22 protein-coding genes and 1 riboswitch are annotated in these 24,025 nt (G+C 42.3%); of the genes, 14 read left to right on the plus strand and 8 right to left on the minus strand.

Annotated features, from left to right (window positions below; all coding sequences use genetic code 11):
- Positions 1 to 27: 27 nt before the first annotated feature.
- A complete protein-coding gene (gene abuO, locus AC5YCD_RS11175; protein ID WP_496130097.1) occupies positions 28 to 1,371 on the minus strand; it encodes a multidrug efflux outer membrane protein AbuO in 1,344 nt (447 codons plus the stop codon).
- A gap of 313 nt (positions 1,372 to 1,684) precedes the next feature.
- On the opposite strand from abuO, the gene AC5YCD_RS11180 reads away from it, so the two are divergent.
- The 7 genes from AC5YCD_RS11180 to AC5YCD_RS11210 all read left to right on the plus strand — a co-directional run bounded on the left by AC5YCD_RS11180 (position 1,685) and on the right by AC5YCD_RS11210 (position 8,235).
- Positions 1,685 to 2,671: a hypothetical protein gene (locus AC5YCD_RS11180; protein ID WP_496130098.1), complete on the plus strand. Its 987-nt coding sequence runs from the start codon at positions 1,685 to 1,687 to the stop codon at positions 2,669 to 2,671.
- A 45-nt stretch (positions 2,672 to 2,716) separates the two neighbouring features.
- Positions 2,717 to 2,842, plus strand: a riboswitch (TPP riboswitch).
- Positions 2,843 to 2,931: 89 nt separating this feature from the next.
- A complete protein-coding gene (gene thiC, locus AC5YCD_RS11185; protein ID WP_496130099.1) occupies positions 2,932 to 4,791 on the plus strand; it encodes a phosphomethylpyrimidine synthase ThiC in 1,860 nt (619 codons plus the stop codon).
- Positions 4,792 to 4,860: 69 nt separating this feature from the next.
- Positions 4,861 to 5,481, plus strand: a complete 621-nt coding sequence (locus AC5YCD_RS11190) for an NUDIX domain-containing protein (protein ID WP_496130100.1) — start codon at positions 4,861 to 4,863, stop codon at positions 5,479 to 5,481.
- A gap of 11 nt (positions 5,482 to 5,492) precedes the next feature.
- Positions 5,493 to 6,293: a 3',5'-cyclic-AMP phosphodiesterase gene (gene cpdA / locus AC5YCD_RS11195; protein WP_496130101.1), complete on the plus strand. Its 801-nt coding sequence runs from the start codon at positions 5,493 to 5,495 to the stop codon at positions 6,291 to 6,293.
- A gap of 214 nt (positions 6,294 to 6,507) precedes the next feature.
- Positions 6,508 to 7,020: an RNA polymerase-binding protein DksA gene (gene dksA, locus AC5YCD_RS11200; protein ID WP_122900402.1), complete on the plus strand. Its 513-nt coding sequence runs from the start codon at positions 6,508 to 6,510 to the stop codon at positions 7,018 to 7,020.
- 59 nt (positions 7,021 to 7,079) lie between these two features.
- The gene (gene gluQRS, locus AC5YCD_RS11205) at positions 7,080 to 7,943 is read left to right on the plus strand and encodes a tRNA glutamyl-Q(34) synthetase GluQRS (protein ID WP_496130102.1); all 864 of its coding nucleotides are present in this window, start codon (positions 7,080 to 7,082) and stop codon (positions 7,941 to 7,943) included.
- Positions 7,944 to 7,989: 46 nt separating this feature from the next.
- The gene (locus tag AC5YCD_RS11210) at positions 7,990 to 8,235 is read left to right on the plus strand and encodes a zinc ribbon domain-containing protein (RefSeq protein ID WP_496130103.1); all 246 of its coding nucleotides are present in this window, start codon (positions 7,990 to 7,992) and stop codon (positions 8,233 to 8,235) included.
- On the opposite strand, the gene ftsW is transcribed toward AC5YCD_RS11210, so the two are convergent.
- From ftsW to AC5YCD_RS11235, 5 genes are all read right to left on the minus strand, one after another.
- Positions 8,232 to 9,428, minus strand: coding sequence for a putative lipid II flippase FtsW (gene ftsW, locus AC5YCD_RS11215; RefSeq protein ID WP_496130104.1), 1,197 nt, complete (start codon positions 9,426 to 9,428; stop codon positions 8,232 to 8,234). The two genes, AC5YCD_RS11210 and ftsW, sit on opposite strands and share 4 nt — an antisense overlap.
- Before the next feature lie 14 nt (positions 9,429 to 9,442).
- Positions 9,443 to 10,798: a UDP-N-acetylmuramoyl-L-alanine--D-glutamate ligase gene (gene murD, locus AC5YCD_RS11220; RefSeq protein WP_496130105.1), complete on the minus strand. Its 1,356-nt coding sequence runs from the start codon at positions 10,796 to 10,798 to the stop codon at positions 9,443 to 9,445.
- Positions 10,799 to 10,925: 127 nt separating this feature from the next.
- A complete protein-coding gene (locus AC5YCD_RS11225) occupies positions 10,926 to 11,177 on the minus strand; it encodes a DUF6587 family protein (protein ID WP_496130106.1) in 252 nt (83 codons plus the stop codon).
- An 18-nt stretch (positions 11,178 to 11,195) separates the two neighbouring features.
- Complete coding sequence (gene feoB, locus AC5YCD_RS11230; RefSeq protein ID WP_496130107.1) at positions 11,196 to 13,052, minus strand: ferrous iron transporter B; 1,857 nt, start codon at positions 13,050 to 13,052, stop codon at positions 11,196 to 11,198.
- Complete coding sequence (locus tag AC5YCD_RS11235) at positions 13,049 to 13,303, minus strand: FeoA family protein (RefSeq protein WP_496130108.1); 255 nt, start codon at positions 13,301 to 13,303, stop codon at positions 13,049 to 13,051. The genes feoB and AC5YCD_RS11235 overlap by 4 nt, the downstream gene beginning before the upstream one ends.
- Positions 13,304 to 13,426: 123 nt before the next feature.
- Here AC5YCD_RS11235 and xerD point away from each other — a divergent pair, with 123 nt between their 5' ends.
- From xerD to thrC, 4 genes are all read left to right on the plus strand, one after another.
- A complete protein-coding gene (gene xerD, locus AC5YCD_RS11240) occupies positions 13,427 to 14,344 on the plus strand; it encodes a site-specific tyrosine recombinase XerD (protein WP_496130109.1) in 918 nt (305 codons plus the stop codon).
- 75 nt (positions 14,345 to 14,419) lie between these two features.
- Positions 14,420 to 15,232 carry a DsbC family protein gene (locus tag AC5YCD_RS11245; protein ID WP_496130110.1) on the plus strand — a complete coding sequence of 271 codons (813 nt, stop codon included), beginning with the start codon at positions 14,420 to 14,422 and terminating at the stop codon, positions 15,230 to 15,232.
- Positions 15,233 to 15,353: 121 nt separating this feature from the next.
- On the plus strand, positions 15,354 to 16,658 hold the full coding sequence (locus tag AC5YCD_RS11250) for a homoserine dehydrogenase (protein ID WP_496130111.1): 1,305 nt from the start codon (positions 15,354 to 15,356) through the stop codon (positions 16,656 to 16,658).
- A 57-nt stretch (positions 16,659 to 16,715) separates the two neighbouring features.
- On the plus strand, positions 16,716 to 17,855 hold the full coding sequence (thrC, locus tag AC5YCD_RS11255; RefSeq protein WP_496130112.1) for a threonine synthase: 1,140 nt from the start codon (positions 16,716 to 16,718) through the stop codon (positions 17,853 to 17,855).
- Positions 17,856 to 17,920: 65 nt separating this feature from the next.
- On the opposite strand, the gene AC5YCD_RS11260 is transcribed toward thrC, so the two are convergent.
- Positions 17,921 to 19,009 carry a serine hydrolase family protein gene (locus AC5YCD_RS11260; RefSeq protein WP_496130113.1) on the minus strand — a complete coding sequence of 363 codons (1,089 nt, stop codon included), beginning with the start codon at positions 19,007 to 19,009 and terminating at the stop codon, positions 17,921 to 17,923.
- Positions 19,010 to 19,231: 222 nt separating this feature from the next.
- Here AC5YCD_RS11260 and gacA point away from each other — a divergent pair, with 222 nt between their 5' ends.
- From gacA to AC5YCD_RS11275, 3 genes are all read left to right on the plus strand, one after another.
- Positions 19,232 to 19,867: a response regulator transcription factor GacA gene (gacA, locus tag AC5YCD_RS11265; protein WP_496130114.1), complete on the plus strand. Its 636-nt coding sequence runs from the start codon at positions 19,232 to 19,234 to the stop codon at positions 19,865 to 19,867.
- On the plus strand, positions 19,867 to 21,429 hold the full coding sequence (locus AC5YCD_RS11270) for a two-component system sensor histidine kinase NtrB (protein ID WP_496130115.1): 1,563 nt from the start codon (positions 19,867 to 19,869) through the stop codon (positions 21,427 to 21,429). Before gacA ends, AC5YCD_RS11270 begins: the two co-directional genes overlap by 1 nt.
- A 69-nt stretch (positions 21,430 to 21,498) precedes the next feature.
- Positions 21,499 to 22,863, plus strand: coding sequence for a sigma-54-dependent transcriptional regulator (locus tag AC5YCD_RS11275; RefSeq protein WP_496130160.1), 1,365 nt, complete (start codon positions 21,499 to 21,501; stop codon positions 22,861 to 22,863).
- A gap of 3 nt (positions 22,864 to 22,866) precedes the next feature.
- Here the strand turns inward: AC5YCD_RS11275 and AC5YCD_RS11280 are convergent, their stop codons facing one another.
- The gene (locus AC5YCD_RS11280; RefSeq protein WP_496130116.1) at positions 22,867 to 24,021 is read right to left on the minus strand and encodes a S41 family peptidase; all 1,155 of its coding nucleotides are present in this window, start codon (positions 24,019 to 24,021) and stop codon (positions 22,867 to 22,869) included.
- Positions 24,022 to 24,025 lie beyond the last annotated feature (4 nt).

Raw genomic sequence — 24,025 nt, forward strand, 5'->3', positions numbered from 1 at the left:
GTGCTTATATGACCATTCTATGACAAGTTACTTTTGCACCAACCACATATTTAATTGTTTTAGATCATCTTCATTGAGTTGTCCAATGGCTGCCTTTAGGTTTAACACATTGATTAAATAATCATACTGGCTATTCAAATAATCTTGCTGGGCTGCAAAAGCATTACGCTGTGCTAAGAGTACATCTACCATATTTTTTAAACCTTCACGGTACTGCGCCTGTGAGGCTTTAGCCACATTTTGTGCTGATTGCATAGCAGCTAAACGTGCTTGTAATTTCGCTTGATCCGTTTCAACTTGCATATAGGCCTTACGCACATCACTATTGGCTTGGCGACTGGCTGCTTCTACTTCAGCCATGGCTTTTCTTAGGTTGACGTCTGCTTTTTCAATATTAATTTTAGTGCGTCCACCAGTAAAAGCATTCCAATTTACTTCAACCCCAACCTGATCAAACTGGCCATCACTAGCAAGCACACTACTTGGACTTTGTTGGTTATAGCCATAACTCGCAACTGCTGTCACTTGTGGCAACCGCGCTGCTTGTTCAACACGTTTACCATCTTGAGCATATTGCTGTTGTAAACGTGCTTGCTGCAACTGTAAATTTTGGCTTTGAGCCAATTCTTGCCAAGCACTTAAATCTGCTGGATAGGGCTTTTCAAAGTGGAAATCTTGACTTAATACCGCTAAATTTTCACGATAAGGTCCAATTATCTGTTCAAGCTGCTCTTGAGCCAATAAGACTTGCACCTGTCCCGCAATACGATTGGCACGTGCATTTTGATATTGCGCATCTGCTTCACTGACTTCACTGCGTGCTACTAAACCTTCACGTAGTTTAGCTTGCATCATATTTAACTGTTCTAATAATGCTTTTTCTTCCTGCACGTGGGCTGCGGTTAACGCTTGCTGTCTAAGCACATTAAAGTAAGCTTGAGCAGTATTTAAAATATGCTGCTGCTGTTGTAGACGTAGTGTTAGTTCACTTAAGGAAATTGAAGTTTTCACTTGCTTTAAACCTTGCCACGCATCCCAACGAAACAGCGGTTGTTTAGCCGTGACTAGCGCTTGCCGAGTTGTTGAGGAACTCGGCATTAAATTCTCACTCTCAAAACCAGGAACATTAATTAGGTTATTATTTTGATTATCTTGGCTTTTGCGGGTGATATTGGCATTCACGGTAATTGTTGGGAATAAATTACCTTTCGCCAAACCCAAATTAAGTTGATCGACTTGATACTGCAATTGATTGGCTTGCCAAGTGGGGTCATTTTTTTGTGCCAACTGATACGCTTCAACTAAATCCAAAGCATAGCTGCTAGGTGCAACAAGTATTAAGCTGGCAAGAAATAAAAGTTGTTTTTTCATGAATATGACCTACTCAAGCATACAAAGACAGCGTAAAAATTTAGGGATTGAGCATCAAACCCAATTGGGAATTTAGGTACATTTTTAGCGTATTTTTTACATAACTTAGCTTTTAAAAACACAACTTTTCCATAAAATGAGCCAGCAGCTTATGATTTGTGTTAATAATTAACCAAATCGCCTCAGAATACTACATATTGCTAGCATCTCTGAATATACATATATTGCAAAATACGCCTATTCATTGGATAACAGTCGCGGTCTTATGCTTACAACATTGTCCTTACCTTATTTCACAAGGTTATTCTTACCAGTGTTGTGTGCACTTAGCTTTAGCGCTTGCCAACCTTCAGAAAAACCCGTAATTCCAGACTCAGCACCGTTAGCTCACAGCACCAAACCAGAAAAAGATCTCAATACACTATGTGATAATCTAACCCAAGATATGCAGCAGGTAGATCATCAACGTACAGTGCTCGCGTTACAGGAAATTAATCAAAATCTCAAAGTTTGTCTGCCGCTTATGACCACTCAACAACAGTTAGATTTACTCGACATTTCACAACATATGTACGAGAATTTTTTACTGGTTGAGCGTACACCTGCCCAGCAACACGCTTTTGAGCAGTATGTAAATGGTGCGGGTACACATCCCACACTCCATCAACAGTATTTTGATCAAATGAGCGTCCGTGACCAGTATTTAGTCAAGCATCAAGGTCAAGCCTACGTTGAATTAATTACTTTGAGCGATGGCTATGTCGGTTATCGTCGCAGTCCACAGTATTTAGCACGTATCTTTGCACCGTATTTACCTGAAGCTGAACAGAGCTTTATTCAAGCCTTAGCCAATCAAAATAGTCAGCCTTTATTTAATCAACACAGTCTAGAAGTTGAGCCTTTGGTTGTGGCCGAGCGGGCTTTATTTTGGGAAAGCTATCTTGCCAGCTATCCAAATAGTCGCTATAAAAACGACGCTCAGTATTTATATCGCGCTTATAGTCAGTTGTTATTTACTGGCACCCAAAGTGATCAAGTCTCCAATAGTTATAAAGGGATTGACAGTATCGACCCACAGAGTCTCGCGGCAATTCAATATATTAGCCGACAATCAAATGCGACTCTTGCCACACAAGCCACGAAATTTTTAAACTTTATTGAGCGTGATTTTGAACTGAGCCACAGCAGTTTGGAACAAGAACATCAAGCCGCTGTTGCAGCACTTACAGATGAACTGGATTTAGTGCCAGTAAATTTACAGCGCGGTAAAAATTGTTTCTTAGATGCGGTGTGTATTTAGACATTAACACTATTAGTGTTGTTTTTTTAGTCCTGTTACACTGCAAGTCGCTTGACGGAGCGCGAGTAACTGACTCGCTGAGATTTGGTCAATGTAATTTTACATTTAATCCAAAGTACCGTTGAACCTGATCAGGTTAATACCTGCGTAGGAATCAAGCCACTAAAAACTTATGCCTTTTTGATATGCCCCATCTTTGGGATATATCTGCCACGTTTTTGGTCGTGCTTGATTCGTTGATATTGCAAAGGATCATGGACATGAACCCATTAACGAATCTTCAAGACGCGCTCATTGCGCAACATGAGCAAGACGCTCAAGACCTTCACCGTATCTTACCTGCCTCTAAAAAAATCTATATCCAAGGTTCACGCCCTGATATTCAAGTGCCGATGCGCGAAATTCAGCTCAGCAGCACACCAACCAATTTAGGTGGCGAAGATAATCCCCCACTTTTGGTTTATGACACTTCTGGAGCATATACCGACTCCACCATTAAAATTGACTTAAACCAAGGCTTACCCAATATACGCGAGGCATGGCTTAAGCAAAGGCATGATACCGAGGTGTTAGAGCAATTAAGCTCTCGTTTTGGTCAAGCACGCTTACGTGACATTAGCACTGCTGAGATTCGCTTTCGTCATCTACAAAAGCCGCGCCGTGCTAAGTCTGGTCATAACGTGACCCAAATGCACTATGCCAAACAAGGCATCATTACCCCAGAAATGGAATATATCGCCATTCGCGAAAATCAGCGCCAACATGCAGGCACAGATCTGCGTCAACATGCAGGACAAAATTTTGGTGCTAAAAACTTAACCGAAATTACCCCTGAGTTTGTACGTCAAGAAGTGGCCGCAGGACGCGCCATTATTCCTGCCAATATTAACCACCCTGAATGTGAACCCATGATTATTGGGCGTAATTTTTTAGTCAAAATTAACGCCAATATCGGTAATTCAGCACTGGGGTCTAATATTCACGATGAAGTGGCTAAAATGACATGGGCAACCCGTTGGGGCGCGGATACCATCATGGATTTATCAACGGGTAAAAATATCCATGAAACCCGCGAGTGGATCATTCGCAATTCCCCTGTGCCAGTGGGTACTGTACCCATCTATCAAGCCTTAGAAAAGGTTAATGGTGTGGCAGAAGATTTAACATGGGAGATTTTTAAAGACACCCTAATTGAACAAGCCGAACAAGGCGTAGATTACTTTACTATTCATGCAGGGGTGTTATTGCGTTATGTGCCGTTAACCGCCAATCGCTTAACGGGTATAGTCTCACGTGGTGGTTCGATCATGGCACAGTGGTGTTTAGCACATCATCAAGAAAACTTTTTATACACCCATTTTGATGAAATCTGCGAGATCATGAAAGCCTATGATGTTTCATTTAGTTTGGGCGATGGCTTACGTCCAGGTTCTATTCAAGATGCCAACGATGAAGCCCAATTTGCAGAACTAAAAACGCTAGGTGAACTCACGCATCGTGCTTGGCAACATGATGTACAAGTCATGATTGAAGGTCCGGGGCATGTGCCTATGCATATGATTAAAGAAAATATGGACTTACAACTTGAAGTCTGTGGTGAAGCTCCTTTTTATACTTTAGGCCCGCTTACCACAGATATTGCCCCAGGCTATGACCATATTACCTCAGCCATTGGTGCGGCCATGATTGGTTGGTATGGCACGGCGATGCTGTGCTATGTCACCCCCAAAGAACATTTAGGTCTGCCCAATAAAAAAGACGTTAAAGATGGGATCATTACCTACAAAATTGCTGCACATGCTGCCGATCTTGCCAAGGGTCATCCAGGGGCGCAAGCGCGTGACAATGCCCTATCTAAAGCACGTTTTGAATTCCGCTGGGAAGATCAATTTAACTTAAGTTTAGACCCTGATACTGCGCGCAGTATGCATGATGAAACCTTACCCAAAGATGCACATAAATCTGCACACTTTTGCTCTATGTGTGGTCCTAAATTTTGCTCCATGAAAATTAGTCAAAATGTGAGGGATTATGCAGAAAATCAACAAATTGCTGCGGGTTTAAAACAGATGCAAGATCGCTTTATAGAACATGGACAAAAAATATACCACAAGTTATAAAAAGCATTTTGCCTGTTGTTTAATCTCAGTTAGGATGAAGTAAGACTTTACTTCATCCTGACTGTAACTATGAATATTATTAAACAGGCCACCTATCTTAAAAACGAAGTCAAAATTGAAAATCGTGAACACGTTTTTCGCGGCTTTATTCAGGTTGAAAAAGTCAGTCTACGTCATCGTCTGTTTGGACAAGATCACTATAGTAAAACCTTACAGCGCGAACTCATTCATCGCCCTGAAGCAGCAGGCGTACTGATTTATAATGATGCACGCGCACAATTTGCCTTGATCGAACAATTCCGTGTCGGTGCACTCGATGATGCCCATTCCCCTTGGCAATTGGAAATTATTGCTGGCGTATTAGATGCTCAAGAACAACCAGAAGACTGTTTATACCGTGAAGCTTTAGAAGAAGCGGGTTGCAGTCTATTTGACCTACAACATCTATTTAGCTTTTATCCTTCCGCTGGTGCATGCTCCGAATTGTTCCATTTATATGTAGCGCAGGCAGAATTACCTGAAAATGGCTCGATTTTTGGTATGCCTGATGAAGGCGAAAACATTCAATTACACGTTTTTAATTACTCAGATGTCACGCCCTTACTCACCACTGGTCGCTTAAAAAATGCGCCAGTCATTATGGCATTGCAATGGTTGCAACAACATATTAAAACCCTAATGAATGTCTAAGAGGGGCAGATATGAATACAGCATCTGTAATGACTGAGTTAACATTAGTACATATTTCTGACACCCATTTAATGGCGGATGCTGCGACAGATTTTGTCAGCATCAATCCTGAACAAAATCTTTTAAGTGTATTGGCAGATATTCAACAGCATTATCCTGAAGCAAACGCCTTACTACATACGGGTGATTTGGCTCAAGAAGCTTGTACTAAAACCTATCAACGTTATGTGCAGCATGTACAACGTTTAAATATTCCTTATTTTCATGTACCCGGCAACCATGATGATGTGGCCTGCTTCCCATTTTATCAGCAACAAAATAGTGCACATGTGATTGAACTTGGTGCTTGGAGCTTGGTGCTACTCAATAGTGCAGTACCCAATCAAGTCGATGGTTGGGTAGACTCTCAGCAATTACAGCAACTTGAACAGATTTTGGCTGCGCGCCCTGAGCAATATATTGTCATTGCATGTCATCATCATCCTTTTGCGATGCAATCACACTGGATTGATCAGCACAAACTAAAAAACACTGAAGCCTTAACCGACCTATTAGGCCGACATAACAACGTTAAGCTGGTGTTATTTGGACATGTGCATCAAGAATCATGCCAAACATGGCAACACATTGCTTTTTTTTCAACCCCTTCAACTTGTGTGCAATTTAAACCAAAAAGTGAGGATTTTGCGCTTGGGAACGAAGCGCCTGGTTACAGAGTCTTACAGTTAAGAAGTGATGGTAGCTTTCACACAGAGGTACATCGACTTACACATTTACAACAGAATATTAATGTTGAAATTTCAGGTTATTAACTTTTCATTTTCATTTTTTTGTTTTAAGTTATGGCTTCCGATGGACACGTGATACTTCGAATCCAAGCATCAAAGACTATTAAAATACAGAAAAAGTCTATATGATGACGACCCCCGAACAGCACAACGCGATTTGGGGTGGATAACAACATCGCATATCACCATATTTTTTTGTGTGTATCGAATTACATACATATGATGAGGAATGCCCTATATGGCGAATGACAACCAAAATCAAGTCTTAGACGAACAAACCGACGTTGTAAAACGTGTACGTAAGACCAAGCCAAAGGCAACTGAAGGTGGTTCTACTGCTAGCCTATTTGGTATCGAGCCTTATCAGCCTAAGAAAAATGAAGAATACATGTCGGAAGGACAGCTTGAGCATTTCCGTCAAATTTTATTGGCTTGGAAAGCTGAGTTAATGTCTGAAGTGGATCGTACCTTAAACACCATGCAAGACGAAAACACTGCCCTCCCTGACGTTAACGACCGTGCAACGCAAGAAGAAGAATTTGCGATTGAATTACGTACGCGTGACCGTGAACGTAAATTGATTCGTAAAATTGAGCAATCGATTGAAGCGATTAAAAACGATGATTACGGTTTCTGTGAAACTTGTGGTATTGAAATCGGTTTACGTCGTTTAGAAGCACGTCCAACTGCAACTTTGTGTATTGATTGCAAAACTTTAGCTGAGATTAAAGAAAAGCAAAATAACGGTTAAGCATGTTATTCAATAATCCTCCCCTCACCCCTTCTTTAGTCAAGGAGGGGGATAACAGGATGGCTTATGTCGGCCGGTTTGCGCCCTCGCCAACCGGCCCTTTGCATTTTGGTTCACTGCTCACCGCTGTGGCCACCTATTGCGATGCACGTAGCCAAAATGGTCGTTGGTTAGTGCGCATTGAAGACACCGACATTCCGCGGATTTATCTCGGCAGTGAAGCGCATATTTTGCGTTGCATTGATGCCTTTGGCTTTGAGCCTGATGATCAGATCATCTTTCAAAAAGACCGTTTGGATATTTACGAAAGTGTTTTGGCTGATCTACACGCCAAAGACTTAGTCTATGCCTGCCAATGCACCCGTAAGATGCTCGGTTCTAATCATATTTATCAAGATACCTGCCGCAATTTACAGCTCCCCTTTGCCCATCAAGCAATTCGTTTAAAAGTTGCAGATGTCACCATCTGCTTTGAAGACCGCTTACAAGGTCAACATTGCTCGAAGCTCAAAACCGATTTAGGTGATTTTGTATTAAAGCGCCGTGATGGCATTATTAATTATCAATTGGCCGTGGTGGTGGATGATTATTTGCAAGGTGTGACCCATGTGGTGCGCGGTGCAGATTTACTCGATAACACCGAACGTCAGATTTATCTTGGTGGATTACTCGGTTATCCGCGTTTAGATTATATGCATTTGCCGCTTGCGATGAATGATCAAGGTCAAAAGCTGTCTAAACAAAATTTGGCTCAAGCACTAGAGATCAATCAAGCACCTCAACTGTTACAACAAGCCATTCAGGCACTTAAACAGCCCCACGTTGATGTGGATCATCCACAAGTCATGTTAGCGCAAGCCATTGCACAATGGGATGTGAGCCGTATTCCGCATCAAATTGAGTTACAAGGTCATTACCTATAAAGCCATCTTCTAGGTTAAGCTAGTTAAAAACCATGAGGGGAAGACGATGTTTTTTATTTTTGGTGTTGGGCCTAAAACCAAAGTTGTTGAAAAAAATATGTTTGTTTGTCCTGTCTGTCGCACACATACATCCTATGAACTTAGACAACAGCGCAACTATTTTTCTTTATTTTTTATTCCGCTTATTCCACTGTCTAAAGCCAAAGCTGCTTTTGTAAAATGTTTAAACTGCGGCACCGAGATGCCGAGCAATGTCTTACAACATGCTCAGCAAAAGGGTCCGTTTGATTAGAAGCTCGACTCTTCTCGACTTGGGTTAATGCCCTGTGTTTGGCTTTCAACTTTAAGAACTAAGCTGATCATCACCGCACACATAATTAAAGATGAACCACCATAACTAATAAATGGCAAGGTTAAACCTTTGGTCGGTAGTAAACCCATGTTCATACCAGCGTTTACTAAAATCTGTAGCAAGAAAATAATCGCCACGCCATACACCAGATAGCCAGCACGTAAGTACTGGTTACGTAAGGCACGATGAGCAATCTTGATACAGCACGCCAACATAGTAAAACTTAAGCACATTAAAACCGCAAAGCCAAAGAAGCCAAATTCTTCGGCAAAAATCGCTAGCATAAAGTCAGTGTGCGCTTCTGGTAGATAAGACATTTTTTGCATACTATGCCCTAAACCTACACCAAAAAACTCACCACGACCAAAGGCCATTAAGGCATTTGACAGCTGATAGCCTACACCTAACTGATCATCCCACGGATTGGTAAATGACATCAGACGTTCAAAACGATATGGCTCAAATAGGATTAATGCCACAAAGGCCAATAAAATCACTACAAAAGCCACCGCGAATTGAATAATTGGCGCACCTGCTAAGAAGAAAACACCAAGCATCATTAAGGCAATTACCACAGTTGCGCCCAAGTCTGGCTCTAAAATAATAAAGCCCACGGTGAGCAGCATCACCACGCCTAAACGAAACAGGCCTGATATTTTACTTCTCACTTCTTCTGAACGGCGTACCACATAGTCTGCGGTAAAGATCGCCATGGCAACTTTGGCGACTTCAGTGGCTTGCAAAGTAAAACCTGCTACCCGAATCCAACGGGTTGAACCATTCACTTCGGTTCCGACCACCAAAACTGCGCCCAGTAGCAAAATGGTGGCAATCCAAATGCTAAAGGCATTTTTAAACCACATTTCAAGCGGCACACGGTAAGCCAACAGGGCTGCGACTGCAGCCACCACAATAGAAATTCCGTGGCGCATCACATAATGAAATGGATTTTCATGTAAACGGTCGGCATAGGGCATAGATGCCGATGCGACCATAATCGAACCAATACACAGCAAAGCTAAGACACAGAAAATTAAAGTATTACGTACCGTAATTTGCTCAGGCACTTTTGGTGCAATCTGATCATAACATTGTTGTATTTTGGCAATGGTTGTCTGAGCAAAGCCCACCATAGCGATTTCCTTTTTTATTGTGCTTGTGGCAGTGCAGCAACGCACGCAACAAATGCCTGACCACGTTGGCCATAGCTCTTAAACATATCCAAACTTGCACAGGCAGGTGAAAGTAACACCACATCATTTGGCTTGGTATGTTGCTGACAGACTTGTACTGCTTGTTCTAAAGTATCCACGTTGACAAGTTCGGTCGTGCCTTGAATGGCTATTTCAATCAACTGACGATCTTGACCCATCAATACCGCAACTTTGGCATATTTGCTTAAAGCATCACGTAGTGCATTGAAATCCTGCCCTTTACCTTGACCACCTAAGATAATTGCCACTTTGCCGCCTTGTGGCTCAATCGCTGCACCTAGACCATCAAGTGCCGCCAAAGTTGCGCCAATATTGGTCCCTTTAGAATCGTTGTAATAACGCACGCCATTGATTTCTTGCACAAACTCACAGCGATGCTCTAAACCTTTAAAGGTTTTTAAAGTCTCTAGCATAGATTCAAGCGGTAAACCCATCGCTTCGCCTAATGCTAAACAAGCTAAAGCATTGGCAATATTATGTGTGCCTTGAATATACAGCTCAGAACTTTGAATTAAACGTTCACGACCACGCGCGAGCCACATGCTGCCGTTGTCTTCACGTAACACACCATATTGATTCAAATCAGGTGCATTTAAGCCAAAGCTTTGCATTGTTGTGCTATCTGGTACTAATGGACGCGTTAATGAATCATCACGGTTAAACACCACTTTTTTCACACCTTGGAAAATGCGGTGTTTTGCAGTGTGATAGCCCATCATATCGCCATGACGATCAAGATGATCTTCACTCATATTAAGCACAACGGCAACTTCAGCATTTAAATTAGAAGTGGTTTCTAATTGAAAACTCGAGAGCTCTAGAACATACAGCTCAGGATCATCTTTGGTTAAATCTAAAGCTGGACGACCTAAGTTACCGCCCACTGCGACTTTTTTGCCTGCATCTTGTGCCATTAAACCAAACAATGTAGTCACGGTACTTTTGGCATTAGAACCAGTAATCGCAACAATGGGTTTATCTGTGGCACGGCGTAAGATTTGAATCTCACTGACAACTGGAATACCTTTGGCCATAGCTGCTTGAATTTCATGTAGTTTTGGATCAAGCCCCGGACTAATAATAATTTCTTCTGCTGACAATAAAAGTTCTGCATCAAACTTGCCAAAGCTGGTTTGTACCTCTTCTGGAATTTGGTCACTGCCTGGCGGATTGGCGCGAGAGTCGGTTACGGCAACGCGGTAGCCTTTTTCATGCAAGAAATTCACCGCTGCAACACCCGAAATACCTAGCCCTGCAACAACTTTTAGTCCACCACGTTGTATTAACATTTGTCCCATCTCTTATCTTGGTTTTTAAACTGGCAAAATGTTAGCACTTTGGCTTTTGCTGTTTCAGCTTTTTTTGTGTCTGGGCGTAAAAAAGCCGCTCAATTGAGCGGCTTTTTCATCTTGGTCGTTACTTCCATTTGACTGCTTGTACAGCAGGCTTTTTGGTTTCTGCCTCATCATTGGTAGAACAGCCACAGCTCCCACCACAACCTGCTGGCATAGCCGGTTTTAACCATTTGGCTAAACGCGGCAAACCTTGTTTTTCTGCCACATTGGCGAGGCTTAAAAAGAACTTAAAAGATGTCTTTGGAAACACCTTTTTAAATACCACCAATGTACTCCACAGTACCAATACAGCAATAATTAAACCTTCCACCATCTTTTAAGCTCCTATTGTTTAAGCAAAGATTTTTGAAGCAATTTGATAGGTTAAGAACGACATCAAATAAGCTAAACCAAATAGATACACTGTCATAAAGCCAACCGTTTTCCATGAACCTGTTTCACGTTTGACTGTGGCTAAAGTTGCTAAACAATGTGGCGCATAGATAAACCAAACCAGTAAAGACAAACCAGTTGCCAATGACCAACCTAAGTCACCACCACTACTGATTAAAGAAGCTAAGCCTTCTGACATGGCATCTTCATCAACAGCCGATAAGGCATATACTGTACCCAGTGCAGCAACCACCACTTCACGTGCGGCCATAGCAGGAATTAAGGCAATACAAATCTGCCAGTTAAAACCAAGTGGCGCAAAAATCGGTTGCATCAAATGACCGAGCATACCCGCAAAGGAATAGTCGATATCAGGTAAGGTCGCGCCATCTGGTGCTTGTGGGAACGTACATAAGAACCAAAGCAAAATAGATAAAGCGAAGATGATACCGCCGACACGTTTTAAGAAGATCTTGGCACGATCTAATAGACCAATCCAAATGTTCTTTAAATCTGGTAAACGATAGCTTGGTAATTCCATTAACAGCATATGTTGTGATTTGTCTTTTTGGAAAAACTTCAACACAAACGAAACCATCAATGCGCTGACAATTCCCGCCATATACAAAGCAAACAGCACCAAACCTTGTAAGTTAAAGATGCCCCATACCGTTTGTGCAGGGATAAAGGCAGCAATCAACAGTGCATACACTGGTAAACGTGCTGAACAGGTCATCAGCGGTGCCACAAAAATCGTGGTTAACCGGTCACGCGGATCGCTAATGGTACGTGATGCCATAATGCCCGGAATTGCACAGGCAAAGCTAGATAATAATGGAATAAAGGCACGCCCTGACAGACCGGCTTTATACATCAATTTATCCAGTAAGAACGCCGCACGCGGTAAGTAACCTGATTCTTCTAAGACCAAAATAAAGAAGAACAGAATTAAAATTTGTGGGAGGAAAATCACGACCCCACCTGCGCCGGCAATAATCCCATCGACCACTAAACTATTCAGCATTGGATGCGCAATATTCGCACCAATGACTTCACCTAGCCAACCAAATAAAGCGTCAATACCATCCATAAATGGCGCTGCCCAAGCAAATACCGCTTGGAAAATCACAAACATCATCACCGCAAGGCTGACTAAGCCAAGTACTGGATGTAAGAAAATTTTATCCAGAAAATCAGAACGTTGATCATCTTGCTCAGCATAGACAATGACATCGGTGATCAGCTGTTCGACTCTTTGATGATGATCACCTTTTAAACCGGTCAGTTCAGTATTTGGCTCAGCATATTTGGCTTGATCGAGCGCGTGCTTTAAGTTTTCAATACCAGATTCACGCACTGCTACACTTTCCACCACTGGCACGCCTAAACGTTGTGACAGTTTTTGGGTGTTAATTTGCATGCCACGGCGGCGTGCTTCATCCATCATGTTCAGTACAATCAGCATTGGACGACCCAGTTCGATCATCTCTAACACTAAACCTAGATGCAGTTTTAAGTTAGTGGCATCCACCACACATAAAAAGGCATCTTGATCGCGCTCTTCACTTAAACTGCCCATTACGACATTACGCGTAACTTCTTCATCAGGACTCGTGGCATCTAAGCTATAGGTACCAGGTAAGTCCAAAACACGAACTGCTTGACCAGAAGGCAAGGTAAAATTACCCACTTTACGTTCAACCGTGACACCAGCATAGTTACCGACTTTTTGTCGTGTACCTGTTAAATGGTTAAACAGCGAGGTTTTACCGCAGTTTGGGTTACCAACAAGGGCAATACGTAGCGCATCACTCATGCGGCAGCTCCTTCAATCTCAATCTTTGCGGCTTCAACTTTACGCAGTGCGAAGCGGGTAAAACCAATTTGAATTAAAATTGGATCACCACCAAAAACACCTTTGGTAATGACTTGAACTTTTGTACCCGGAATAAAACCCAAGATTTCTAAACGACTCGCGACGATATCGCTTTGGCTGCTGCCATCCAAAGTACGATGCACTTTGCGTATGACGGCAGTTTGCTTCACTTTCAACTCAGACAAACGCACGATTGAATCCTAAATACTTTTGCACATTATACAAACAAATGAGAATAATTAACAAATAAGGTTTGCTTGCAACTTGGATTTGATCAATGATATTTCTCAAATCAAAACTCGGGTTAAAACAATATGCTAAATAAGAAACCGCGTATTCCAGCTGCGCTACAAATTCCCACAAAACTTTCCTTTTTACAGGGTTTTCGTGACAATTTAATTGCACAGACGGTCAGTCCACATACGCGTAACGCTTATTTATCTGATTTGATTAAGATTGCTGATTTACATACCAAAACCCTGCCTGAGTGGAACAGTGACGATATTCAAACGGTTTTACTCGCTTTAACTCAACAAGGTAAAAGCCCACGTTCAATTGCACGTACCTTATCAGCACTGCGTTCTTTTTTTAAATTTTTACGCGAACAAAAATTACGTAGCGATAATCCTGTTGCCAACCATAAAACCCCTAAAATTGGGCGTAACTTACCCAAAGATCTCTCTGAACAAGATGTCGATGCCTTGATTCAAGCACCTAACATCAATACTGCTTTGGGTTTACGTGATCGTGCCATGTTAGAGGTCCTTTATGCTTCAGGTTTACGCGTCTCTGAGTTACTCAATTTACGTTTGGATTTAATCAACCTAAATCAAGGTTATTTGCGCGTGCTCGGTAAAGGCAACAAAGAGCGCTTGGTGCCACTAGGGCAACAGGCATGCCAATGGGTAGAAAAATACTTAAGCGAGGCCCGGCCTAAACTTTATCGCACCGCTACTGACTTTGTCTTTTTAACTCAACAAGGCGGGATTATGAGTCGGCAAAATTTTTGGTATGCCATTAAACGTTATGCACTCGCTGCGGGTATTCAAGCAGAACTGTCACCGCATACGCTCAGACATGCCTTTGCCACCCATTTACTCAATCATGGTGCGGACTTACGTGTGGTACAAATGCTACTTGGACACAGTGATTTATCCACCACACAGATTTATACCCATGTGGCACAAGTTCGATTGCAACACCTACATGCGACTCATCATCCACGCGGTTAAGCGCAAAAAATTTAGCGTGACGCACATTTTTTGTTATGCTGTGCGCTCTTTATTTGTCATCTAAAAGGGTTAATGATGTCTTTTACCCGCGCCAAATTATTTTTAGCCTGTACTTTAAGCTTAAGTTTTGGCTTAAGCGCTTGCTCTAATTCTAATAACGAAGCTAAGCAAACAACTCTAACTGCAAGTACCCCAGCGACTGGTGAAGCATCAAATCTGATTGAACGTAATGCTGAGCAACGTTTAATCAAAACCTTAGAGCAACATTTTAAAACTGCCAACATTAACGCCAAAGTGCTAGAAATTAAGGCCACTGAAGTACCCAACTTAGTTTGGGTCAGCTTAGAAGGTATGGGCTCAGTCTATGCCACAGCCGATGGCAAATATATTATCCAAGGCGATGTGATTCGCTTAGGCGATAAAACCTTGCACAACGTCAGTGAGTCTTTGCAAGCTGAAGCCAGCAAAAAATTATTAAGCAATTTGAAAACTGAAGATCTAATTGTTTATCCTGCCAAAGGCAAAACCAAACATGTACTTTACGTGTTTACCGACATTAGTTGCCCGTATTGCCACAAATTGCATGAGCATATGGATGAAATCAATGCCAAAGGCATTGAAGTGCGTTATATCGCTTGGCCACGTGGTGAGCAATTTATGCCAGCCATGCAAAGCGTATGGTGTAGCGACAATCGTCAAGAGGCATTTGATCGTGCCATTGCCGGTGAGCAATTGCCTCCTGCAAGCTGTCAAAATCCAGTCAAAGCCCAATATGACATGGGGCTAGCAATGGGAGTTAATGGTACGCCAGCGATCTACAATAGCGAAGGTGTTTACCTAGGTGGCTACTTAACGCCAGAGGAATTAGTCAGCCGTTTAGATAACTAATTCTTATGACATAAATTACTGTTTTTTATGCATGTAGATAAAGTTAACAGGATGCTAGAGTATCCTGTTTTTTTTAGCTATGATCTAGGCTCACTTAAAATTGGTAAATATGGAGTGTGACGTGAAACCAGTTCGTCTGGCAATCCTCGGTCTAGGTACTGTGGGTGGTGGTGCCCTTAAACTATTACAAGAAAATGCTGCTGAGATTAGACGTCGCACCGGTCGTGAAATTCAAATTACTCATGTAGGTACACGTCGTCCTCGTCCTGATTTAACTCTTGATGAATCAGTAAAACAAAGCGCAGATCTACTTGATATCGTACGTCAACCTGATGTTGATGTGGTGGTTGAAGTGATGGGTGGTATTCACCCTGCTTACGAAATTATTAAAGAAGCCATCTTGCATGGCAAACAAGTGGTCACAGCCAACAAAGCCTTGCTTGCTGAACACGGTAACGAACTATTTAAACTTGCTGATGACAACCACGTGCAAATTGCTTATGAAGCAGCAGTGGCTGGCGGTATTCCAATTATTAAAGTGATGCGTGAAGGTTTGGCTGCCAACAAAATTGATTGGTTGGCGGGCATTATTAACGGTACAGGTAACTTTATCCTGACTGAAATGCGTGAAAAAGGCCGTGCTTTTGAAGACGTATTGGCTGAAGCGCAGGCTTTAGGTTATGCCGAGGCGGATCCAACTTTTGACGTTGAAGGTATTGATGCTGCACATAAGCTCACTTTACTGGCCTCAATTGCATTTGGTATTCCACTGCAGTTTGACAAAGTCTTTACCGAAGGCATTAGCAAAATTACCGCACAAGACGTTAAATATGCTGAGGACTTAGGCTTCCGTATTAAACACTTAGGGATTGCGCGTCGTGCTGAAACCGGTATTGAGCTGCGTGTCCATCCAACGCTGATTCCTGAAGAACAATTGATTGCCAATGTAAATGGCGTGAAAAATGCGGTCTTGGTTCAAGCCAATGCAGTAGGTCCAACGCTGTACTATGGCGCAGGCGCAGGTGCAGGTCCTACAGCATCGGCTGTGGTCGCTGACGTGGTCGACATCGTGCGTGATATTTCTTATACAGAAGATGGCGCAGGCACAATTCCACAATTGGCATTTGAAAGTTTAAGTGACTTAACCATCTTGCCACGCGAAGAAATGACGACTGGATATTACATCCGCATCAATGCCGAAGATCAAACAGGCGTTCTTGCTGAAGTCACCACGATTTTAAGTCGTAATGGCATTAGTATTGATGCCATTATGCAACAATCACGTTTAAAAGATCTCATCCCGATCGTGATCCTCACAGACCCTGTGAAAGAAGCGAAAATGGATGAAGCGTTAAAGCAAATTCAAGCACTTCCAGTCATTCATGGCGAAATTGTACGAATTCGTTTAGAATCGCTTGATAATTAATCGGGTCAGGGGGAAACTCTCCCCTTGCCAAGCTCTACACACAATTGGAACATCATCATGTCGAATGCCAATCGTTATACTGGTTTAGTTGACCGCTATCGCGACCGTTTACCAGTGTCTGCAACTACCCCAGCCGTATCACTCGGTGAAGGGAACACGCCACTGATCAAGCTTGCGAATATTCCGCGCATTATTGGCAAAAATGTTGAAATTTATGTGAAGTATGAAGGCTTAAACCCGACTGGTTCATTTAAAGACCGTGGTATGACCATGGCCGTGACCAAAGCTGCAGAGGAAGGCTCTAAAGCCATTATCTGTGCCTCTACGGGTAACACGTCTGCTGCTGCAGCGGCTTATGCTGCACGTGCAGGTATGAAAGCGTTCGTTTTAATCCCAGAAGGCAAAATTGCCATGGGTAAAATGGCGCAAGCCATGATGTATGGTGCAATCACCATGCAAATCCGCGGTAACTTTGACGATGGTATGCGTCTTGTTAAAGAAATCGCTGATAAAGCTCCTGTGACGATTGTTAACTCAATCAACCCATACCGTCTACAAGGTCAAAAGACCATCGCTTACGAAATCGTAGATGAATTGGGCCGCGCACCTGATTACCACTGCTTACCTGTAGGTAACGCAGGTAACATCACTGCACACTGGATGGGTTATACCGAAGCAGTTGCAAACCAACCGAAAGAACAATTCGAGCAAGTGGTGTATGACCCTGCAACTGATGCGTTCACAGGTCCAAAACCTGAAGGTTTACCTGTAATGGTCGGTTACCAAGCTTCAGGCGCAGCCCCATTCTTACGCGGCGCACCAGTTGAAAATCCTGAAACTGTTGCAACTGCAATCCGTATTGGTAATCCACAAAGCTGGAACCACGCCAAAGCGGTAGTACGTGACTCTAAAGGTTGGTTTGATGAACTGACTGATGCTGAAATTTTAGAAGCTCAGCGCCTACTTTCAATGTACGAAGGTGTCTTTGTTGAGCCTGCTTCTGCAGCTTCAATTGGCGGTGCAATCCGTGACATTAAAGCCGGTAAAATTGCTGAAGGTTCTGTGATTGTATGTACCGTAACAGGTAACGGTCTCAAAGACCCTGACACAGCCATCAAACAATGTTCTGATGCAGTAATGCTGTCAATTGACGCAACTTTAGATCAAGTTCGCGATTCAATTCTTTCAAATATGTAATGCATAGTTGAAAATAAAAGCCCTGCATTTGCAGGGCTTTTTTTATGCCTAGACGAAAACTAAGCTTAGATCGCTTTAGGTAAGCTACTGGTCCAGTTCATTAGACGAATAGCATCGTTATTACGTGCTTGGGTGTTGCTAGCACCTAAAATTACCACCGCCACAGGACGATTATTAAGTGTTGTGTGCATCACCACACAGCGGCCTGCTTCATTAATAAAGCCTGTTTTAGATAAATTAATGTTATAGCCACCATTACGTACTAAACCGTTGGTATTATTGGATTTAAGCACACGATAACCTAAATTAAAGTCATAGCTTGGTGTAGTGGAAAATTGACGAATTAAACCATATTGTGAGGCTGTGCTGACCAACACACCTAAATCACGTGCAGATGCCACGTTAGCAGGATGTAAACCAGTTGATTCCACAAAATGGCTATTGTGCATTCCTAATTCTTTGGCTTTAGTATTCATGGCTGCCACAAATGCTGTCTTACCCCCCGGATAAGTACGCGCTAAAGCGGCAGCAGCAGGGTTCTCTGATTTCATTAAAGCAAACAACAACGCTTCGGCACGATTCATTTTATCGCCGACACGTAAGGTTGAACTTGAGTTTTTACCACCCGCGCCTGCAAAATCAATTGATTGCAGAGTAATGGTTTCATTCATATTTAAGCGAGCATCTGCTGTTACGACTGCAGTCATTAGTTTAGTGACTGAGGCAATCGGTAAAGCCGCATTGGTATTTTTACTGTATAGCACTTCACCGGTATTGGCATCCATGACCAAGGCAGCACGTGCATTGACTGAAGGTTGATTGCTATAACGGTTGGTATCTAAAATTTGGACCGTCTTTTTATTTTCCGCTGCCGTGACGACACCATCGACCGTCCGTACAGTAGTGGTGACTGTAGCTTTGGCCGTTTCAACAGGTGCACGTAACGTGGTGGTTGCTGTTACTGAACCTTGTGGCGATGGCTCATCATCATTTAATAATTGACTGGCTTGTTCTGATGACCACGCTAAGCTGGCTTGTGGTGGTGTGCTCCCCGAGGAGGAGTTTAAGATCAGTTCTGCAAAACTGGTCGAACTCATGCCAAGCAGCACAGACAGGCTCAACACATGTATTAACGATTTGTTAAATTTTTTCACAATCACTTACTCGTCTCAGGGAGGTAAGATACATTTGCGTATTACCTCAAATATGCCTTACATTTACAGCAACCTACAAAACGTACAATCATTAGACTGTCACATTCTGCCTATCACTTGGGTCTTGAATGCGGATAGGATTGCTAATTTTGTCGTTTCATTGCAAGCTTATTTTGCGTTATGTAACAAAAAAGATGAAAAATCATTCAGAGGGAGAAGCCAGTGATCACAGTTCTTGTAGTAGATGATCATGAGTTAGTTCGCACCGGCATCTGCCGCATGCTCGAAGACCATCTTGATGTACAAGTGATTGGGCAGGCAGAATCTGGTGAAGAGGCGATCAACTTAGTCCGTCAACATCACCCCAATGTGGTGTTGTTAGATGTGAATATGCCAGGCATTGGTGGTGTCGAAACCACACGCCGCCTATTGCAAAGTGCACCTGACACAAAAGTATTGGCTGTCAGTGGTTTAGCAGAAGAGCCTTACCCATCTTTACTGCTTAAAGCAGGTGCTAAGGGTTATATCACCAAAGGTGCACCTGTGTCTGAGATGGTTCGCGCCATTAAAAAAGTTATGCAAGGCGGTAAATACTTTAGTGCTGATATTGCTGAGCAATTGGCGAGCTCGTATTTATCAGACAACCAGCAATCACCTTTTGATGCGTTATCAGAACGTGAAATGCAAGTGGCGATGATGGTGGTCAATTGTATTAGTGCCCAAGAAATTGCAGACAAATTGTTTGTTAGCGTTAAAACGGTCAATACTTATCGCTACCGTATTTTTGAGAAACTCGGCTTAGACAGTGATGTCAAGCTCACGCATCTCGCGATTCGTTATGGTCTAATCAAACCTTAATGGCCAACGGTAAACAACTTAATCGCTATCACTTAGGACGCTGGTATGCGTCCTATCGCTTTCTTATTGCCTTTAGTTTGCTGTTAATTGCCTCGCTGGGTCATTATAGCGATGCGATGTCAGTGTCGTATGCCAACTCACATCTGTTTATTTTATTTCTATACTTTTTATTGAGTGCTGGGCAATGGCTCATGTTGCGCCATGCGCATATTGCTGCCAGCTATCAGCTGTTGGCCTTATTTATTGTTGATATTGCTATTCTCACCAGCTTAAGCTTTGCCAGTGAGGGCGCTAATTTGCAAGTCAGTATGATGTTTGTCATGACCATTTTTACTGCATCGTTGCTACTCGAACGGCATAAGGCGCTAACTGTCACGTTGGTAGCAGTAATTTGTGTGGTCTATCAGCACTTTATTGGTTCATTGTTTGATTTAAGCACTTCAATTAATAATATTAGTAATAGCGCCTTATTAGCGATCTTATTTTTTTGTGTTTATGCCTTAGGTCAGTTTGCCATTCGACGCTTTGAAGTTTTAGAAAATGTGAATTTAAGTCAGGCACAAGAATTACGTCGCTTACAAGACATCAGTAGCTATATTTTGGACCAAATTGAACACGGTTATTTGGTGGTCGATGAAAACTACCATGTGGTACTCACCACCCCTGCGGCCTGTGATTTTTTAGGTATTTCACCCATACATGCCTTTGAAAAGCACCCCTTATACAGTGTACAACCAGAATTATTTGATGTTCTACATTTGGAGTGCTTGGTCGAAGGTGAGAAGTTTCAATTTGAAGCCAAACAAAGTTTGTATCAACTCCAGATTCGGGTTCAAAAACTGCGTATTCCCAATCAAACTTTAACTTTATTGGTGCTTGAAGATGCTCGTACCATTAACCAACGTGTACAACAGTTAAAACTCGCAGCACTCGGTCAATTATCTGCCAGTATCGCGCATGAGATTCGCAATCCTTTGGCAGCCATTGTACAAGCCAATGAACTCAGTCGTGAGAGTGATGCTACACAACAAGCCATGCTCAGCACTTTAATTCATAAACAAGCTCAGCGTATTAATCGGATTATTGAAGATACCTTAAGTATGGTGCGTAACCGTGACACCAAAGCTGTTGTGATCGCTTTAGAAGAGTTTATCCCCATTTGCTTAAATGAGAATTTTGCTAACTCAGTCACAAAAATTAGCTACAATATTGAGAAATCGGTCACCATATATTTCAATGAAGACCAATTTCGTCAAGTTTTAATCAACTTAGTGCGTAATGCCTTACATCATAATCAATCAAGCCACAATAACATTGAATTGGAAGTCTATACTCAGCATAATCACGTACGCATTGAAGTTCGCGACTTTGGTGTAGGCGTAGCAAGCAGTGATATTGCCTCCCTATTTCAGCCATTTTTTAGTACAGAAATTAATGGAACTGGCTTAGGACTATATCTATCCCATAGTTTTTGTGAGGCCAATCAGGCTAAGCTGTACTATGTAGAACAACAACAAGGGGCATGCTTTCGTATTGAATGCTTACGCGTCAATCACACTTAATTGAATTGGGGTATCACAGTGGATGTAAAACCACTTATTTTATTTGTTGATGATGAAGAAGATCTTTGCATGCTGATGCAAATGAGCTTAAATCGTATGGGAATTGACTGTCATATTGCACATGGTGTTAACCAAGCACGTCACATGTTACAACAGCAGCCCTATGATGCCTGCTTAACCGATTTAAATATGCCAGATGGTTCTGGTTTAGAGTTAGTTTCCTATATTTCTAAGCATTATCCACAGCTACCTGTGGCGGTACTGAGTGCCTATGGCAATATGGATATTGCCATTGCAGCGCTTAAGGCGGGTGCCTTTGATTTTGTCAGTAAGCCTGTCAATCAGGTTCAATTACAACAATTGCTCAATCAAGCGCTCAATCAGCCCCCTCAAGCTGCAGATTTGCCTAAACAACAACTGATTGAAGAACAAATGCTGATTGGGCATTCGGCTGCGATTCAAAGTTTACGTCAAACAATTCAAAAAATTGCTCGCTCGCAAGCACCTGTGTTTATTCATGGTGAATCGGGTACAGGCAAAGAAGTGGTGGCCAATTTAGTTCATAAACTCAGCAACCGGAGCCAAGGCCCTTTTGTGGCCATTAACTGTGGTGCGATTCCAACTGAATTGATGGAAAGCGAATTATTTGGGCATAAAAAAGGCAGCTTTACTGGTGCCAATCAAGATAAACAAGGTCTGATTCAAGCCGCTCATGGGGGCAGCTTATTTTTAGATGAATTGGCAGAATTACCACTGACCATGCAGGTTAAATTACTGCGTGCCGTACAAGAAAAGAAGATTCGTCCAATTGGTTCTGATCAAGAAATAGACGTCGATTTCCGTATCATTAGTGCTACTCATCAAAATTTAGAACAATTAGTCCAACAAGGTCAATTTAGACAAGATCTATTTTTCCGTATTCATGTCATGGATTTATATTTGCCGCCCTTACGTGAACGTGGTGATGATATTTTATTGTTGGCCAAGCATTTTATTGAAAAAATTAGTCAAGAATGGCACATTTCAGCCAAATTACTTAGCCCTGCTGCACAAAATTTCTTATTACAGCAAAACTTTCCTGGCAATGTACGCGAGTTACGCAACATCATGGAACGTGCGCTGACCTTATGTGACAGCGAAAAAATCGACATTGAGCACCTACAAGGCTCAAATACGCGTAGTTTGACTATTCCGCTGGCTAAACCGATGACTCCAGTCCAAAACGTCGCACTGGATGTACAGGCGCTAAGCAGACCGGGTCTGCCCCAAGAAGGTTTGGAACAACATTTAGAAAATATAGAAAAGCAGATTTTATTAGATGCGCTCAATATCACTCATTGGAATCGGACTTTAGCAGCTAAAAAACTGGGAATGTCCTTTCGTTCCTTACGTTATCGCTTAAAGAAATTTGGTCTAGATACCGAAGATGAATAATTGTTAGCGCGCCAAAAGCATCTCAGCAATACGTTCTAAATAATTTTGTTCACTCATGCCCAATTGCATGGCATAGCTTTGATTGGGCTGAATCCCCAGCCCTTCAATCATTTGTCCATTGGGAGTGTAGTAATGCGCCACCGTCATTTGTAAGGCTGCACCATTAGACAGAGGAAAAAGTTTTTGTACCACGCCTTTGCCATAACTTTTCTCGCCCATCACCCAAGCGCGCTTATGCACTTTCATGGCTACAGTAAACACTTCTGCTGCCGATGCCGAACCATGATTAATCAATACACCTAATTTCACATCATTTAGCTCATTGCTCGGCAAAGCTTGAAATTGCTGCTCGCCCTCAGCTCGACTTTTGGTGACTACAATTAACCCCTGATTTAAAAATAAATCAGCGGTTTCCACTGCAGCGGATAATAAACCTCCAGGGTTATTACGTAGGTCGATTAGCACTGCTTTAGGACGCTCACTATCATACTGTTCAATAATGGCTTTAATTTCATTGGCGGTGTCTTGCTGAAAAACCTTTACCTTAATTAAAAGCACTTTATTACTTAGCATTTGTGCCTGAATTGCGGTATCAATTTTTTTATTACGTACCACATGCATTTCTTGGCTATTAGCTGCCAATTGTAACGTCAGACTCGAAGCAATTGCGCCTGTAAGCAAAGAATTGACTTGATCATGATTCAAATTTTTGATTTCTTGCCCATCAATCTTAAAGACGGTCACGCCATTTCTTAAGCCTTGCTTGGCAGAATCAGCGTGGGCTTGTAAACCAGCAATCACCCATTGTTGATGTTGTTGATTATATTCAAGTTCAAAATCTACCGTGGCAATCTCACCTTCAGTATATTGAATCAGTTGTTTATAGTCTTCTGGGCTTAGATAACGTGAATAACGATCTAAACCTGAAACCATGCCCTGAATGGCCAATTGGAATAAAGCCTGATCTGCTTTGGCATCGACATAATTATCTTTCACAATGCCATAAATTTGTACAAATTCTTGAATCGACTCAACAGGTACTTCTAAGTAAGATGAGTCAAATTCAGGTGCTGGCGCACCTGAATCTACTGCGCCATGACCCAAACTAGTAAACATCGCTAAAGCAAGCGCTCCATATTTCCAGTGGGTCATGACCACTCCT

The organism is Acinetobacter sp. CY05, assembly GCF_059515805.1.